The 16,495-nt window shown below is 71.4% G+C and carries 13 protein-coding genes; 7 read left to right on the forward strand and 6 right to left on the reverse strand.

The window, feature by feature from the left end; all coding sequences use genetic code 11:
- Positions 1-8: 8 nt before the first annotated feature.
- From ACN267_RS03910 to ACN267_RS03920, 3 genes are read left to right on the forward strand one after another with little or no spacing between them, the layout of a single operon-like run.
- A complete protein-coding gene (locus tag ACN267_RS03910) occupies positions 9-1,277 on the forward strand; it encodes a beta-ketoacyl-[acyl-carrier-protein] synthase family protein (RefSeq protein WP_421487928.1) in 1,269 nt (422 codons plus the stop codon).
- Positions 1,274-2,485, forward strand: a complete 1,212-nt coding sequence (locus ACN267_RS03915) for a beta-ketoacyl synthase N-terminal-like domain-containing protein (RefSeq protein ID WP_421487929.1) — start codon at positions 1,274-1,276, stop codon at positions 2,483-2,485. The genes ACN267_RS03910 and ACN267_RS03915 overlap by 4 nt, the downstream gene beginning before the upstream one ends.
- 37 nt (positions 2,486-2,522) lie before the next feature.
- Positions 2,523-2,786, forward strand: coding sequence for an acyl carrier protein (locus ACN267_RS03920; RefSeq protein ID WP_266244072.1), 264 nt, complete (start codon positions 2,523-2,525; stop codon positions 2,784-2,786).
- Between the two features lie 60 nt (positions 2,787-2,846).
- Here the strand turns inward: ACN267_RS03920 and ACN267_RS03925 are convergent, their stop codons facing one another.
- The 5 genes from ACN267_RS03925 to ACN267_RS03945 form a co-directional block, all read right to left on the reverse strand.
- A complete protein-coding gene (locus tag ACN267_RS03925) occupies positions 2,847-3,800 on the reverse strand; it encodes an aromatase/cyclase (protein WP_421487930.1) in 954 nt (317 codons plus the stop codon).
- Between the two features lie 82 nt (positions 3,801-3,882).
- A complete protein-coding gene (locus tag ACN267_RS03930) occupies positions 3,883-5,055 on the reverse strand; it encodes an amidohydrolase family protein (RefSeq protein ID WP_421487931.1) in 1,173 nt (390 codons plus the stop codon).
- Between the two features lie 43 nt (positions 5,056-5,098).
- A complete protein-coding gene (locus tag ACN267_RS03935; protein WP_421487932.1) occupies positions 5,099-8,149 on the reverse strand; it encodes a BTAD domain-containing putative transcriptional regulator in 3,051 nt (1,016 codons plus the stop codon).
- A gap of 78 nt (positions 8,150-8,227) precedes the next feature.
- Positions 8,228-9,241 carry an LLM class flavin-dependent oxidoreductase gene (locus tag ACN267_RS03940; protein ID WP_421487933.1) on the reverse strand — a complete coding sequence of 338 codons (1,014 nt, stop codon included), beginning with the start codon at positions 9,239-9,241 and terminating at the stop codon, positions 8,228-8,230.
- A gap of 23 nt (positions 9,242-9,264) precedes the next feature.
- Positions 9,265-9,723, reverse strand: a complete 459-nt coding sequence (locus ACN267_RS03945; RefSeq protein WP_421487934.1) for a MarR family winged helix-turn-helix transcriptional regulator — start codon at positions 9,721-9,723, stop codon at positions 9,265-9,267.
- 192 nt (positions 9,724-9,915) lie between these two features.
- Between ACN267_RS03945 and ACN267_RS03950 the strand changes: the two genes are divergently transcribed.
- The 3 genes from ACN267_RS03950 to ACN267_RS03960 all read left to right on the forward strand — a co-directional run bounded on the left by ACN267_RS03950 (position 9,916) and on the right by ACN267_RS03960 (position 14,033).
- Positions 9,916-11,376 (forward strand): DHA2 family efflux MFS transporter permease subunit, encoded by a 1,461-nt coding sequence (locus ACN267_RS03950; RefSeq protein ID WP_421487935.1) that lies wholly within the window; start codon positions 9,916-9,918, stop codon positions 11,374-11,376.
- Between the two features lie 93 nt (positions 11,377-11,469).
- Positions 11,470-12,447, forward strand: coding sequence for a quinone oxidoreductase family protein (locus ACN267_RS03955; protein ID WP_421487936.1), 978 nt, complete (start codon positions 11,470-11,472; stop codon positions 12,445-12,447).
- Complete coding sequence (locus ACN267_RS03960) at positions 12,444-14,033, forward strand: FAD-dependent oxidoreductase (protein WP_421487937.1); 1,590 nt, start codon at positions 12,444-12,446, stop codon at positions 14,031-14,033. Before ACN267_RS03955 ends, ACN267_RS03960 begins: the two co-directional genes overlap by 4 nt.
- On the opposite strand, the gene ACN267_RS03965 is transcribed toward ACN267_RS03960, so the two are convergent.
- Positions 13,918-15,369: an AfsR/SARP family transcriptional regulator gene (locus ACN267_RS03965; RefSeq protein WP_421487938.1), complete on the reverse strand. Its 1,452-nt coding sequence runs from the start codon at positions 15,367-15,369 to the stop codon at positions 13,918-13,920. The genes ACN267_RS03960 and ACN267_RS03965 overlap by 116 nt on opposite strands.
- Before the next feature lie 213 nt (positions 15,370-15,582).
- Between ACN267_RS03965 and ACN267_RS03970 the strand changes: the two genes are divergently transcribed.
- On the forward strand, positions 15,583-16,476 hold the full coding sequence (locus tag ACN267_RS03970; RefSeq protein ID WP_421487939.1) for a zinc-binding dehydrogenase: 894 nt from the start codon (positions 15,583-15,585) through the stop codon (positions 16,474-16,476).
- Positions 16,477-16,495 lie beyond the last annotated feature (19 nt).

The following is a 16,495-nucleotide window of genomic DNA, read 5'->3' on the forward strand; positions in this document are numbered from 1 at the left end:
GTCGCACCATGAGTCGTCGTGTGGTCGTCACCGGGCTCGGAGCCGTCGCTCCGGGTGGCATCAACCTCAAGCAGTACTGGGATCTGCTCAGCTCGGGCCGCACCGCGACGCGGCCCATCACCGCCTTCGATCCGTCGCCGTACCGGTCGAGGATCGCCGCCGAGTGCGACTTCGATCCGGTCGAGGCCGGGCTCAGTCCGCAGGAGGCGCGGCGGATGGACCGGGCCACCCAGTTCGCGGTGGCCGCAGCCCGTGAGGCGGTCGCGGGCAGTGGCCTCGACCTGCCCGGCAAGGACGGTGAGCGGCTGGCCGTGTCGGTGGGCTGCGCGGTCGGCTGCACCACCAGCATGGAACGCGAGTACGTCGTGCTGAGCGACGGCGGCCGGTCCTGGCTGGTCGACCCGGAGTACGCGGTGCCGCACCTGTACGACTGGTTCGTGCCCAGCTCGGCCGCGGCCGAGGTAGCCCACACCGTCGGTGCGCAGGGACCCGTGGCGCTGATCTCCGACGGCTGCACCTCGGGGCTGGACGCTGTCGGGCACGGCGCCGAACTGATCCGCGAGGGCAGCGCCGACGTGGTCGTCGCCGGTGGCACCGACGCGCCGATCTCACCGATCACGCTCGCCTGCTTCGACGCCATCAAGGCGACCAGTCCACGCAACGATGATGCGGCCCACGCGTCGCGCCCCTTCGACGCCACCCGCAACGGGCTGGTCCTCGGCGAAGGCGGAGCCGTGCTCGTCCTGGAGGAGCTGGAACACGCCAGGCGCCGTGGCGCACACGTGTACGCGGAGGTTGCCGGTTTCGGTAGTCGCAGCAACGCGTACCACATGACCGGGCTACGGCCCGACGGTGTGGAGATGGCCGAGGCAATCCGGGTGGCCCTGGACGAGGCACGGATCCCGCCGGAGGGCGTCGACTACGTCAACGCGCACGGATCGAGCACGAAACAGAACGACCGTCACGAGACGGCGGCGTTCAAACGGAGCCTCGGCGACCACGCCTACCGGGTGTCGGTGAGCTCGATCAAATCCATGATCGGGCACTCCCTCGGCGCGATCGGCGCGCTCGAACTGGTCGCCTGCGCGCTGGCCATGGAGTACGGCGTCGTGCCGCCGACCGCGAACCTGTATGTCGCCGACCCCGAGTGCGACCTGGACTACGTTCCGCTGATCGCCCGGGAACAGCGGGTCGACACCGTGTTGAGCGTGGGCAGCGGCTTCGGTGGCTTCCAGAGCGCCGTCGTGCTGGCCCGTCCGGATCGGAGGACGGTATGAGCAGCGCAGTCGTGACGGGCCTGGGGGTGGCCGCGGCCAACGGGCTGGGTACCGAGGCGTACTGGCGGGCGATTCTGGACGGTCGGCCCGGCATCGGCAAGATCAGCCGCTTCGACCCGAGCGGATACCCGGTGCGCCTGGCCGGCGAGGTGTCCGGCTTCAACGCGGAGGAGCACCTGCCGGGGCGGCTGCTGCCGCAGACCGACCGGATGACCCGGCTGAGTCTCTACGCGGCCGGGCAGGCTCTGGCCGATGCGGGAATGTCGGACGCCGGTGGGCTTCGCTACGACATCGGCGTTGCCACGGCCTCCTCGATGGGTGGCTTCGAGTTCGGCCAGCGCGAGTTGGAGAACCTGTGGAGCAAGGGCGGCAGCCATGTCAGCGCCTACCAGTCGTTCGCCTGGTTCTACGCGGTCAATTCAGGGCAGATCTCGATCCGTCACAACCTGCGGGGACCCGGTGCGGCCCTGGTCACCGACCACGCGGGCGGTCTCGACGCGGTGGGGCACGCGCGCCGGCAGATCCGTCGCGGCACCCCGGCGATACTCACCGGAGGGGTGGACGGCGCCCTCTGCCCACTCGGAATCGCCGGGTTGGTGAGTGCGGGCGGGTACACCACCCGAACCGACCCCCACCGGGCCTACCGGCCGTTCGCCGCCGACGCGGACGGCGCCGTGCCGGGGGAGGGCGGCGCCCATCTGTTGCTGGAGGACCGGGACGCAGCACGCGCCCGGGGCGCGAAGGTGTACGGCGAACTGGCTGGATACGCTGCGACGTTCGATCCTGCCGGTGCCCCGAAGACGGGCCTGCAGCGGGCGATCAACGGAGCCCTGCATGACGCGCAGGTGGTACCGGCCGACGTCGGTCTCGTCTTCGCCGACGGCACGGCCGACCGGGCCGCCGACCGGGCCGAGGCGGCCGCGCTGGCCGCGGTCTTCGGGCCCCGGGCGGTGCCCGTCACCGCGCCGAAGAGCATGGTCGGGCGGTTGCAGGCGGGGGCGGCCGCACTGGATCTGGCCACCGCTCTGTTGGCTCTGCGCGATGGTGTCGCGCCGCACACCGAAGGCGTGGACGCGCCCGCCCCGGACTGCCCGATTGACCTGGTGACCGGCGCGCCCCGGCCGTTGCCGTTGAGCTGCGTGCTGGTGCTGGCCCGGGGCCGGGGCGGATTCAACGCCGCCGCGGTGCTCCGCCGGCCGCAGCAGTGACGTCCGAGCGACCCGACAATCGAAGGGATCATCTGCCATGACCACCCGCGAACTGCTCAGCCTCGACGACCTCCGGCGCATCCTGCGGGAGGCGGCCGGTGACGACGACACCGTCGACATCGACGGGGACATCCTCGACACTCCGTTCGTCGAACTTGGCTTCGACTCACTCGCCATCCTGGAGACCGTCTCACGGGTGTCCCGCGAGTTCGCGGTGGCGCTGCCGGACGAGGTGGTCGAGCGGTGCGACACGCCCCGGGCGTTCCTGGAAGACGTCAACCGTACGTTGACCGGCGTGTGATCGTACGGCGATGCGCGGCAGACCGTCCCGGTCGCCGCGCATCGCTGTGTCCGCCGCCGGTCAGTCGCTGACCGGCTGGAGATGCAGGCGGGCCTGCTCCAGGGTGCGAATGCTGTTGGTACTGAGGTTGTGCTGGACCAGCTCGCGAGTTGCGGCGAGGGTGGCGCCCGGTCCCAGCAGCTCCTCGATGCGCTCGGGGCGTAGCACGACGGCGTGGTGCGAGGTGACGGTCACCCCGTCGCCCTCCGGACGCAGCGTCCAGACGCCAGCGTGCGCCGCCAGCAGCGGCGGCAGCGTGGTCTGCTTGTAGACGATCCGTTCGGCGGGGAACGCGACCCGGACCGACTTGGTCGTGTGCACCGCACCGTCCGGGGCCACCGTGTCCATCTCCAGGGTCTGGACGTTCGGCTCGTCCTCGGCGAGTTCGACGCGGGCGACGTGCGGCAGCCGTTCGACCCAGCGGTCGGCGCGGTACAGGAAGTCGTACACGTCGCTCGCCGGGGCCGGAACGCGGACCGAATCCTCGAACGAGAGCAGGGTGCGGGCATTCGCGGAACGCGCCGCGGCGCGCAGCGCAGCCAGCTCCGCCGTGCTGTTGGCGTCGACGGCACGTTTCACCCACGCGGCCGCGCCGGGCTCGTCGTCCACGACCGTGAAGTCGTGCAGGAGCACCACCCGGGTGCGGCCGCCGTCGAGCGTCTCAAGTTGCCACTCGCCGCCCATGGACGCCACCGGGGCCGCCGACACCTCCTGCCGGAAGGCGACACGACCGGTGGCCGGGTACAGAGTGCGCCGCGAGGTCCACGACCGGACGACGTCGTTCGCGGTGGCCCACAACCGGAGCCGTTCGGTCTGCTCCGGTCCCTCGGTGTGACGCTCAAGGAGGTCGACGTGGACCGTCGGCCCGAACGTGTACGGCCACCTGGTGACGTCCGCGATGATCGGATACACCGCGTCGACGGGCGCGTTGACGTCGATGCTGTGCCGGGTGGTGTGAACTTTGGGTTCGGGCACGGCGGTCCTCCTACCGGTCGGATGGGCTACGACCCGAGCGTTCCGGGTACCGATCGACGTCCGGTCCAGCGCCGTTGGAGAGCTACCGCACCCGGAGCCCGGCGCGAAACACCGCGGCGACGTGCCGCAGCGCCCCCGGGTCAACGGCCGGATCGCCGTCGACCGCGAGCAGGTCACCCTGGTACCCGGGGGCTATTCGGCCGACCTGATCGGCGATCCCGCAGACCTGTGCGGCACCGGAGGTGACGGCTCGTAGTGCCTCGGTCGGCGAGAATCCGAGACCGACCATCGCCTGCACCGCGTAGGCGAGTGATCCGTGCGGCTTACCGGGCCCGCAGCCGGCGTCGCTGGCGCAGGCGACGGGCGCCCCCGAGGTGGCGACGCGCCACAGCGCGTCGTGCACAGCTTTGCGGCGGGGGTCGGCCTCACCCGGGCCGGTGTGTTCGGCGTACTGCGGGACCGATCCCAGGGTGAGGGTGACCCGGGTGCCCGCGGCTGCCATCCGGTCCAGCAGCGCCGGGTCGTCGGCGGTGCCGTCGGCGGTGACGAACGTGCAGTGCTCGATGCCGTCGAATCCGGCCGCGACCGCATCGGCAATTCCGTCCGCGGCATGACAGTGCCCGGTGACCGGCAGACCGTGCCGCTTCGCCTCCGCTACGACGGCGGACAGCTCGGCCGGCCCGAACTGCACTTCGTGCGGGTGGGACCCTGCGGTGAGCCGGCCGCCGGTGACGATGACCTTCACTACGTCGACACCCCGCGCCGCTCGGTCCTGGACCGCCGCGCGGATCGCCTCGACGCCCTCGACCTCACCGCCGAGAAACCAGCAGTGGCCGCCGATCGAGGTGATCGGCGGCCCGGCCAGCAGCAATCGCGGACCGAGACGGACGTCGGCGGCGGTCTCGGCTCGTACCCGCAGGCCCAGGTAACCGCGGTCGCCGAGGTCGCGAGCGGTGGTGACGCCGGCATCGAGGGTCGCGGCCGCGGCCGACCGGATCCGGTCCAGCACGACGTCGTCGTCGGCGGTGACGAGGTTGGCCACGGTGTCCGCCGTGGCGTCGAACGCGAGGTGGACGTGGGCGTCGATGAGGCCTGGCATCAGCGTGGCCGAACCCAGGTCGATCACCTCGTGCCCGGACGGTGTCGGCCCGTCGAACACCGATCGGATCACGCCGCCGTCCACGAGCACGGTCGGCCGTTCGGCCTGGATCACGCTCCTGCCGTCGAAGAGCCGCCGTGCTCGGATCGCCACCATCGTTTACCCCCCCCGCTGCCCGCGCGCGTCGCTGGGCAGAGTCTCAGCGCATGCTCGGAGCCGGCTGGAGTGTGGCGAGCAACTCCCGGACCTGCGAGAGCAGCCGGGGTGACCCGGCGGCCCGGGCGGCGCCGGTCGCCTGCCGGGCCATGACAGGGATCAGGTGGTCGCGGCCGCGCTCATGGGCCAGCAGCGCGAGACCGGTCAGCGCCTCGCACTGGGCGCCCGGATGACCGATCCGCTCGGCCTCGCGCAGCGCACGCCGGTACTCCAGTTCCGCACGCCCGTTCAGGCCCTCGTCTCGATCAAGGCCGGCGAGCAGGTTGCGGGCGTTGACCAGCACGGCGAGGTAACCGCCGGATTCGGCGAAGGCGATAGCGCGGGCCACGTGTGCGTGGGCGGGTTCCGGTCGGCCGGCGGCACGGCGTACCCGGGCAAGCCCGTAGGAGGCGAGCGCGACCGAGTGCGCCGAGCGGGCTGACCGGCCGAGCCGCAACGCCGTCCGTAACCGCCGAGCCGCCTCGCGGTGCGCGCCGAGCTCGACGCACACGCCACCGAGCCGGGCCAGGATCTCCGCCTGGGCGGAGTAGTCACCAGCCCGCTCGCCGATCCGCACCGCGGCGCGGAAGTGGCGGTACGCCAGGCGCGGTTCCCCCCGCGCGTGGTGAGCCATCCCGAGGTACAGCAGGCAGCGTGCCTGGGCGTGCCGCAGCCCCAGTTGCCGGCACCGTCGCAGGCCACGGTGGAGCAGACCGACAGCGTCGTCGAACCGCTTGGTCGGCTGTTGCAGGCGGTGCATGGCCAGAGCGGTCACGGCGACGACCTCCAACTCGGTCGGACCTCGTCGGCGTAGCTGGTCGCAGGCATGTCGCAGGTGGATCTCGGCGGACCTCAGGTCGTTGAGCCCTTGCAAGGCCAGTCCCAGGTTGAGCCGGGCGACGGCGGCGTACGCGGGCTCGCGTAGCGGGTCGGTGGCCGCGACCGCGGCTTCGGCGGCGATCCGCCAGTCGGCGTGGTGCCGGTCTGCGCCGCAGGGACCCCGCAGCGCGTCGGTCAGGCCCACGGCGAGCGGGATCAGTCCGGCGGAGGCTGCCTGCACCGCCACCGCGGCGAGGTTCCGGCGCTCCCGTTGCAGCCAGGTGCGGGCCGCCCGGTGGTTGCCGAAGGTCGTCTGCCCGGCGCCGGTTCCGACCCGGACCACATCCGGATGGCACAGCCGCACTGCCTCGTCGGCGACGTTCAGCAACCACGTTCCGAGCCGGTCCAGGGCGGCCCGCCGGTCTGCCGGGGGATCCTCGTTGAGACCACGCTCGGCGGCGAACCGGGCCACCAGGCTGTGCAGCCGGATGACCCCGTCGGGCCCGAGTTCGGCGATCCGGGCGCGGACCAGGTCCGCCACGGGCCCGGCCGCGCGGGACGGTGACGTCCCGGTCAGTTCGGCGATCGTCTCGACGCGGTGCGAGAAGCCGGGTACGAGTTCGAGGTACCGGAAGACCCGCCGGACGGCCGGGGGCAGTGCCGAGTAGGCCAGTTCGAAGGCCGTGCGGACCGCAGCCCGCCGGCTGCCAGGCAGGCTGAGCGTGCCGAGCGGGTCGGCGCCGAGCAGTTCGGCGAACTCGCCGATGTCGCAGTCCGGATGGGTGACCAGATGGGCGCCGGCGATCCGGAGTGCCAGTGGCAGCCGGTCACAGCGTTCGACCAGCGCCTCCAGCGCGGCGGGCGTACGGCTGACCCGGGCCGCACCGACGATGTCGGTCACCAGTGCCGAGGCTTCCGTGTGGGAGAGTACGTCGAGGGTGACCACGCGGGCGACGTCGCAGTCCAGGGCCGGGGGGTCGCCACGCCGCACGGCCAGAATGGCGCATCCGGCGGGGAGAGGAAGTAGACCGTGTGGTGGGTTGCCTTCCGGGGCGTCGTCGATGGTCACCAGCAGTCGCCGTCCGGCGAGCCGTCGGCGGAGCAGGGACACTGCGGCCGTGTTGCCGGTGGGCGGTTGTTCCACTCCGGAGGTGGCCAGCATCTCCGCGAGGATGTCGGGCCAGGTTCGTCCGGTGCCGCACACGTACCACTGGCCGTCGGGAAACCGGGTCCGGAGGCGGTGCGCCACCCGTACGGCGAGCGCCGACTTGCCCACCCCTGGCACCCCGGTGAGGCAGACCACCGGTGTGTCGCCCGACTCGAGGGTTGTACACAGTTCGCGGAGGATCTCCGCCCGCCCGACGAAGTCGGCGATGTCCGGTGGCAGTTGGCATTGCGTCTGCCATTCGCCGAGGCCCGCCCTGGGGGTCGCCGCGTTGCGGTGCCGCTGACCTGGCTCGGTGATCAGTCGGCGGTAGCGGCGTCGCAGCTCCGTGTCCGGTGGGGCATCCAGTTCATCGCGCAGCCTGCCTCGTGCCTGGTGGTACACGGTTATCGCCGCGGCCCGGTCGCCAGTCTCGGCAAGGGCGTCCATGAGTAGGCCCCACAGGCGCTCGCGCTCTGGATGAGCGAGGGTCGCGGTGCGCAGTTCACCGATGACCTGTGTGTGCCGGCCCGTGGCCAACGCCAACTCGAATCGGCGCTCCATCCAGCGCAGTCGGTCATCCTGTAGGGCGGTGACCACCTCCCGCTGGATACGGGCCGACGGCACCAACGCGAGCGGATCGCCTCGCCACTGGGCCAGAGCCCGCTGCAACCAGCCCAGCTCGACATCGGCGTTCCCGGCGCGTCGGGCGGAGCGCGCCTGCGCGATCGCGTCCCGGTAGCGGTCAAGGTCGAGCGATCCGGGCGGCACCACGATCCGGTACGCGCCGGGGCGGGTCTCGATCAGGTCCGGTCTCTCGGGGTGGACGGCGGCGAACAGAGCGCGCAAGCGGGTGAGGTGCACTTGAAGGGCGCTGCGCGGATTCTTCGGCGCTCGGTCGTCCCAGAGGGCCTTCATCAGTTCGGCGGCGGTGACCCAGGTGCCGGCCCGCAGCAGCAGGGTTGCCAGGATGATGCGTTGCTTCGGTGCTGTCACCGGTGCCGGGCGGCCGCCGAGAACCACCGTCAGCGGCCCGAGGATGCGGTACTCCTCCGTCGGGGCGGCGTCCTCGTCGCCGGCTGGCACGCTCACACGGTCCTCCCTCGCAATCGACGCCTTTCATCATTGCTCGTCGATATTGCGAGCTGGGATCGCGAAGGTTGACAAGTGTCATGCGCGTTGCAGGGCCGGACTCGTCCGGGGTCGTAGGCCCAGAGCGTCGGCCAGCAGCGCGTACGAGCGCACGCGGTCACTGTGTCCATGAATGGTGGACAACACCACGAACTCGTCCACACCCACCGCGGTGGCCATCGCGCTGAGCTGCTCGGCGACGTCGCTGGGGGAGCCGACCGCGTATCGCGGCCACTCCTCCCGCTCGCCGACCGTCGGCGCGGGACGGTGGTGGAGTTCCGCGAGCGCTGTCTCCGGTGCTGGTACCGGACGCAGGTCACCCTGCGTCATGCGTTGCCGGAACAGGCGTTGACTGGCGAAGACGTGCTCGGCTTCGGCGCGGGTCGGCGCACAGTACACCCCGATGCCGACCATCACCCGCGGGCTGCCACCGCCACGGGTGTTGAAACTGTCGCGGTACGCCCGCACCGCTTCGGTGACGACCTCGGGACGACCGAAGTGCGCGAACGAATAGGGCAGGCCGAGCCGGCCGGCGAGTATGGCACTCGACGGGCTCGCGCCCAGCAGCCAGACCTGCGGCACGCCGTCCACCGTCGGCATGACGCCACCCCGGTCACCTGGCTCGCCCAGGAATGCCTGTAGGGCACTGACTTGCTCGCCGAAGGCGTGGTCGGAGTAGCCGCCCAGGGAAGGGTTGAGGAGCCGGGCGTCCCGGGACGAGGCTCCGGCGCCCCGGCCGATGCCCAGATCGACCCGGCCCGGGGCCAGCGCCTGCAACACCCGGAACGTCTCGGCCACCTTGAACGGACTGTAGTAAGGCAGCAGCACGCCGCCGCTGCCGATACGCAGGCCGGTCGTCTCCGCGGTGAGTCGCGCAATCATGATCTCGGGGGCCGGGCTGGCGAACGACGCCGTGGCGTGGTGTTCGGCGAGCCAGTAGCGGTGGTACCCGAGGGCGTCGGCCGTCCGGGCCAGATCGAGCGTGTTGGTCAGCGCCTGAGTCGGTGTGGATCCCTCCGGGATCATCGACTGGTCCAGGATCGACAACTGCACGGGATGACTCCCTCGGTCGGGTCTCAGGTGTCGGCGGGCGTGACGACCGGGCGGGTCAGCCGCGCAACCACGGAGGCCAGCCGGTCGTCGAAGGCGGCGGCGTCCAGTGCGGCACCGAGTTCGGCGCGGCTGACCTGGGCGGCCGCGGCGTACCGCTCGGTGCCCAGGTCGGTGATCTGGCAGTAGACGCCGCGGCGGTCGTGCTCGCAGCTGACCCGGGCGGCGAGTTGCTTGGCGGTGAGGCGGCTGACCAGACGGCTCATTGAGGACTGGTCGAGGGCCACCGCGTGGCTGAGATCCTGGATGCGCATGCCGCGTGGGTTGCCGCGAATCAACTCGTCGAGCACCAGCAGCTCGGTGAGGGTGAGGTCGAACTCCCGCACGAGGCGCTTGTCGAGTGCCTGGCCCAGGCGGCCGGTGAGCACCGTCAGTTGTCGCCACAGGTCGAGCACGTCGGGCTGCCCGCCGCGTCGTTCCGCCATCCGCCCGCCCTCCGAGTCGTCGACCTACACCCTACACGTCCATGCGCATTCAATGTATACGCATCCACTTCCCGTGGGCTCCGAGCAGAAGATGACTGCTGGTAGGGTTCGATCGAGCTTAATTATGTCTGCACCTACATGTATTCTGTGCGCATCAATACCGGACCGTTCTGCCGCTCGGAGGTAACGACCATGGCCAGCGACACCAGCGCGCCCCAGCGCGCTCCCGGCGACAAGCCCGCTGACCCGGAGACCGACCGCCTCGATCCCGCATTCCTCAAGATGGCCGGAGTCCTGCTGCTGGCACTGCTCATGGCCCTGCTGGACGAGACCATCGTCAACGTCGGGGTGGACCGCCTCGTCACCGTCTTCGGGACCACGCTGTCGACCATCCAGTGGGTCACCGCCGGATACCTGCTCGCCGTCGCCGTCGCGACGCCGATCTCCGGCTGGGGCGTGGACCGCTTCGGTGTCCGTCAGGTCTGGACGTTCGCTGTCGTCCTGTTCACCGTCGGTTCGCTGCTGTCCGGACTGGCCTGGTCGGCCGGCAGCCTGATCGTGTTCCGCCTGCTCCAGGGGCTCGGCGGTGGAATGATCTTCCCGGTCGTGCAGGCCGCGATCGCCCGCGCCGCGGGTCCGAGCAGGGTTACCAAGGCGATGGGCCTGATCTCAATCCCCCTGACCATCGGGCCGGTGCTGGGGCCGATCCTCGGCGGCTTCTTCGTCGACGACATCAGCTGGCGCTGGATGTTCCTCATCAACCTGCCGGTCGGTGCCATCGCCCTGCTGCTCGCGCTGCGAACGCTGCCGGCCGACGCGCCGGACCGCGCCGGACCGCGGCCACGCCTCGACGTCATCGGTCTGGCCCTGCTCTCGCCCGGCTTCGCGGTGCTCATCTACGGGCTCACCACCGCTGCCCACCGCGGCGACTTCGGTCATCCGGCGGCGGTCACCGCCTTCGCCGTCGGCGTCGCGCTGCTGCTGGCGTACGTGCTGCACGCCCGCCGCGCGGCCGAGCCGCTGATAGACGTACGGCTGTTCACTCAGCGCGGCTTCACGATGTCGGTGGTCGCCATGCTGCTCGTCGGGGCGGTCGCCAACACGTTGCTGTTCCTGACGCCGCTGTACTACCAGCAGTCACGCGAGTTCGGAGCCCTGCACGCGGGCCTGCTCATGGTGCCCTCGGGCATCCTTGGCGCGGCTGGGGCGATCTCCGTCGGTAAGGCCGGCGTCCGGCTCACCGCACGCGTGACCGCTCCGATCGGGATGCTGCTCGCCGCGCTCGCCGCGCTGGTGCTGTCCGGCGTCGGTGATCACACCTCGACGGCCCTGACCGCGATCGCATTCGGCGTCGGCGGCTTCGGCATCGGCTTCACGGTGCCCGGCCTGATGGCGTTCATGTACCTCGCGGTCGGCCCCGACGACGCGCCCCGGGCCACCAGCGCCCTGTTCATCCTCAACCAGATCGGCGGCTCGTTGGGTATCGCGGTGGTCGCGGTCGCCTTGCAACAGCGGCTCAGTGGCACCTCCGGCTTCCCCGCCGAAGCGTACGGCCGAACGTACTGGCTGGTGGCGGGCTTCGCCGTGGTGGCGGGGTTCGCCGCGTCCCTGGTACCCGGACCGTGGCGGGCCCCGGAGCAGCAACGGGCGTAACGCTCGGGCCTTCCTCGACCGTGCCGCGAGCACAGCCAGCTACAACCGGCAGCGGCGGTGCTCCGCCGCCGCGGCAACGGAAGGGATACCCGCATGCGTGTCATCCGTTACTACGAGCACGGTGGTCCGGAGGTGCTGACCGTCGACAAGGCACCGGAACCGGTGCCCGGCGACGGTCAGTTCCTGGTCCAGGTCGAGGCGGTCGGGGTCAACTTCATCGAGACCCAGCTGCGCTCCGGTACGGCGCCCTTCCCGTCCCCGGTGCCCCGGGCGCCGCACGGTGACGTGGTCGGCCGGGTCGTCGCAGCCGGGCCCGGCGCCCACCGCTTCGCCGTCGGTGACCGGCTGGCCGCCTGGGGCGTGACCGACGCGTACGCCGATCTGGTGCTGGTCGGTGACACCCAGGCGGTGCCGGTGCCGGACGATATTCCGGCACCGGTCGCCACCGCTCTCGCCTCGACGGCCCAGGTCGCCGCGAGCGTGCTGAGCGTCGGCCGGCTCGCTCGCGGCGAGACGGTGCTGGTGCACGCCGCCGCCGGGGCGATCGGTCACCTCGTCACCCAGCTGGCCCGGCTGCGTGGGGCGGGACTCGTGATCGGTGGCGTGGGCTCGCCGGCCAAGGCGGATTTCGTCCGCGATCACGGCGCCGACGCCGTGGTGGACTACTCGCAGCCGGACTGGCCCGACCGGGTCCGTGCGGCGACCGGCGGTGCCGGCATCGATGTGGTCCTCGACAGCGTGGAAGGCGCGGTCCTGTCGCCGAGCCTCGCTTTGCTCAAACCGTTCGGCCGGCTCGTCTACTACGGATTCGCGGGGGCCGCGGGCGAGGCCGGTCGGGTCACGCTGACCGATCTGCTCGGCCTGCGGACCGTCGTCGGTACGGCCCTCGACGCCTGGCTCGCCGCCGCACCGCAGGAAGCGGCCCGCAACCAGCGGGAGCTGACCGAGCTGGTTCGCGACGGCCGGTTGCGGGTCGCCGTGCACACGGTCCTCCCCCTGGAGGAGGCGGCCCAGGCGCACCGGCTCATCGAGGACCGTCGTCAGCTCGGCCGGGTGGTGCTCGTCCCGTGACCGCCATCGAGCATCGGCCCCTCCTGGTGGTCGGGGCCGGGCCGGCTGGCCTGAGCACGGCCATCTTCGCGGGCCTGCACGGCGTCAGTCCGCTGGTGGTGGAGCGCCGCCCCGGCACCTCCACCGCAGTCAAGGCGACCGGGCAGTACCCGCACACCATGGAGGCGTTGCGCATCGCAGGCGTGGCCGAGCGGATCCACGAGCTGAGCCGCCCGGACCGCAGCGAGTTCAGCATGGTCCTTGCGCCCCGGCTCGCCGGGCCCGTCGTGCGTACGCTGGTCAGCGGCAGGGAACTGACCATGCGGCACGTGTCCCCGGAGGAGTGGTGCACGGCGAGCCAGTCCGGCGCGGAGCAAGCATTGGCCGAGCGCGCGCACGAACTTGGCGCCGAGTTGCGCTTCGGCACCAGGCTGATCGGTCTCGCCCAGGACGCTGATGGTGTCACCGCGCACGTCGAGGAGGCGGACACCGGCAGGCGGTATCGGATCCGGGCGCGATACGTGGTGGCCGCGGACGGTTGGCGCAGCCCGGTCCGCGAGGCGCTCGGCATTCCACTGCAGGGTAGGGGAGTGGTCGGCCAGGTCCTGCGGGTGTTGTTCAAGGCGGACCTCAGCGAGCCACTCGCGCATACCCCGGGGGCTGCTGACAGCTCCCGCTTCGCGGCGTTCCACATCGGCCGCGCCGTACTGTTCAACACCGAGATTCCCGGACTGTACGGCTACTTCCGCCACCTGGCGCCCGAGCTTCCCGAAGGCTGGTACCGCTCCCCGAACGGGATCGTCCGGCAGATCGCCGCGGACCTGGGACTCAGCGACGACGTACCGCTGGATATCGTCGAGTCCGGTGAGACGTCGATCGCCTGCGGAGTCGCGAAACGGTTCCAGGTCGACCGGATACTACTGGCCGGGGACGCCGCCCACGTGATGCCGCCGACCGGCGGGCTGGGCGGCAACACCGCGATCCTGGACGGGCTCTACCTGGGCTGGCGGCTCGCCGCCGTGCTACAGGACTGGGCAGGCCCCCAGCTCCTGCGCACCTTCGAGACCGAACGTCGACCGTACGCCCGGCTGCTGGTCGAGCAGCAGTTCGCCAACCTCGTCGAGCGGGTGGCGCCGGAACTGCGCGACGACGACGTGCCCCAACCGCTGCCGCCCACGATGCTGGCCTTCGGCTACCGCTACCCCTCAGGAGCGGTGCTGACGGAACCCGGCGAGGACGGTGCCCTGGTGGAAGACCCTGCCTCGGCGACGGGACGGCCCGGGTCGCGGGCTCCCTACCTACCGCTGACCACCCCGGAGGGCGTCGCGTCGTCGACGACAGCGCTGTTCGGCGCCGGCTTCGTGCTGCTGACCGGCCCGGCGGGCGAAGACTGGGCCGCACCCGCGATCCGTGCCGCCGAGCGTCTCGGCGTTCCCCTCACGGTGCACAGCATCACGGCCGAGGAATTCCCGGCCCGTTACGGAGTCGGGCTCACCGGCGCCTCACTGGTGCGACCTGACCGCTTCGTGGCATGGCGGACACCTGACCTGGTGGATGATCCAGGTGCTCGGCTGGAGGAGGTTCTGCGGGCTGTCCTGCGACGATGAGCAACGAATGACGCCGCTGGCGGTCGCGTTGGCACGGCCCGGTTCCGACGCTACCGTCCGGGTCGATCGACCGAGCGCCGTGCAGTGCCACCAGTTCGGGACGTATGTCGTCGCCGACGATGACCACCGCACACCGGGAGGTGCCCGGTAGCAGGTCGCGTACCTGCTCGGCGTCCCGGGCGTCGTCCAAGAGGAGGAGCACGCGCCGGTCGCTGAGCCGGGCCCGATAGGCGTTGACCAGGTGCCGTCTGCCCGCCGGAATGGCGTCGGGCGCCGCACCGGACAGCCGCAACAGCCGGGCCAGCAACCGGCCCGGATCGCGGGGCTGCCCGTCGGGGCCGGTCAGCCGCACGTACCACTGGCCGTCCGGAAACTCCTCGCGGAGATGGCGGGCCAACGCGACGAGATCCGCAGTCCGCTCCTTTCCGGACGGGCCGGCCAGGCAGACCAGCGGCAGCGCGGTGCCGTCGTGCCGACTGGTCAGGGCATCGATGACCGTGGCCCAGCCATCGCCGCGCAGGGTCCGGTGGGCGGCCGGTGCGGGCACATCGGTCCGCGGGTGCCAGCGGTCGCCGGTGATCCGCCGGTACTCGGCGGCGAGCTCCGGCCCCGGTGCCAGGCCCAGCCGGGTCCGGAGAGTCGCGGTAGCCTCCTCGTACGCGGCCATCGCCGCCCCGCGGTCGCCGGCGCGACGCAGTGCGGACACGAGCAGGGCCCATGGCCGCTCGCGCGTCGGATGCAGGGCGACCAGAGCGCGCAGACGCGGCACGAGCTCGCCCGGCGGATCTCCCTCGAGCTCGAACCGCCGCTCGAGCAGCCGCAACCGTTCCTCAAGCAGTGCCGGACCGGCTTCGGCGGCGAGCGAGGGAACGGCGGCGAGGGAGGCGATCGCCGATCCCGCTGGAGGGTCGTCGCGCCACTCATCGAGGGCTGCCCGAATGTGCGTCAACTCGCCTGGCGCATCGCCGGCCTGCCGGGCAAGCAGGGCTTCCTGGGCAGCACCGCGGAACCGGAACAGATCCACGGACTCGGGCGGAGTCTGCAGCAGGTATCCACCGCCAAGCGAGCGAACCCGGGGCCAGCCTAGTCGCTCGGCCGTTCCGTTACGGTCGCCGAGCACCGCTCGCAGCCGTGCGACGTGGACATGGAGCGCCGCCGCCGGCGCTGCCGGTGGCCGGTGATCCCACAAACGCCAGTAGAGCTCGTCCATCGGCACCTCGTCATTGGCCCGCAACAACAGGGTCACCAGCAGTGCGCGTTGCTTCGGGGCGCGTACCGGCATCCGGACTCCGTCGATCGTGACGTCCAATGCGCCGAGAAGGCGAAAATCGATCACCGAGTCCTCCCCCTTGGACAGTCGGTTGCGCAAAGTTGTATCGCGATCGCCCTTTGTGTTGCCAATTCATCCTGCCTGCGTCGATCCGAGCCTGGCAAGCGGTCGGCCGTGATGCCGGTCTCACTGGCCGTTCTCCACCGGGCCTCCAGGAGCCGCCGGTACGAAGGGACCGAAAGGGAGGACCTCGTGAAGGCATTCGTTACGTCCACGGACGTGTCCCACGGAATCCGTCTGGAATCTCTACCCGACCCGCGCCCAGCTCCCGGCGAAGCGCTGATCGAGGTCCAGGCCGTCGCGGTCAACCGGGCGGACCTGCTGCTCGCCGCCCGGTGCCCACCGGGAGCGCAGCTTGGTCTGGACGTCGCCGGCACGGTCGTCCAGGCGGCTGCTGACGGCACCGGCCCGCCGGCCGGCACACCCGTCGCCGGACTGGCGGCCTCGACCGGCTGGGCCCAGTTCTGCGCCGTACGCACCGACCGCATAGCGGCACTGCCCGACGGTATCGAGCCGGCCATCGCGGCGGCGGTACCGGTGGCCGGCCTCACGGCGCTGTACGCCCTGCAGCGGGTCGGGTGGCTGCTCGGCCGCTCGGTACTGGTCACCGGTGCCAGCGGTGGTGTCGGCGGATTCGTGGCCGATCTGGCCGCCGCAGCCGGGGCGAAAGCACTGGGATGGACCGGATCACCGGATCGCGGCCGGCACCTGATCGAGCGGGGCCACCGGATCCACGCGGGTTACGCGGCGCCGCCCGACGAGGCGGTCGATGTGGTCATCGACAGCGTCGGCGGGACCGTCTTCCGCGACGCGTTCGTCAAGCTGCGCACGGGTGGCGTGGCGGTGGTCTTCGGCAACACCGTCCGAGCCGACCTGGTCCTGCCACCGGACTGGGGGCACGCCCGCGCGGGCGTACGCCTGGAGCACCTCTTCCTGCTCGACGAGATCGAGCGTCGCCCCGCTGCCCGGGACCTGGCAACGCTGTTCGGCCTCGTCGCCGACGGCCGTCTACGACCGCACGTCGGGCTGCGAGCCGACTGGGTGGACGCCGACTCCGCCATCGAGGCACTGCTGAAGCGCCAGGTCACCGGTCGGGTCGTACTCGGCCTGTGAGGTCATTCCCCCGAGAGAG

Source organism: Micromonospora sp. WMMD734, assembly GCF_049178975.1.
Taxonomy (GTDB): domain Bacteria; phylum Actinomycetota; class Actinomycetes; order Mycobacteriales; family Micromonosporaceae; genus Micromonospora; species Micromonospora wenchangensis.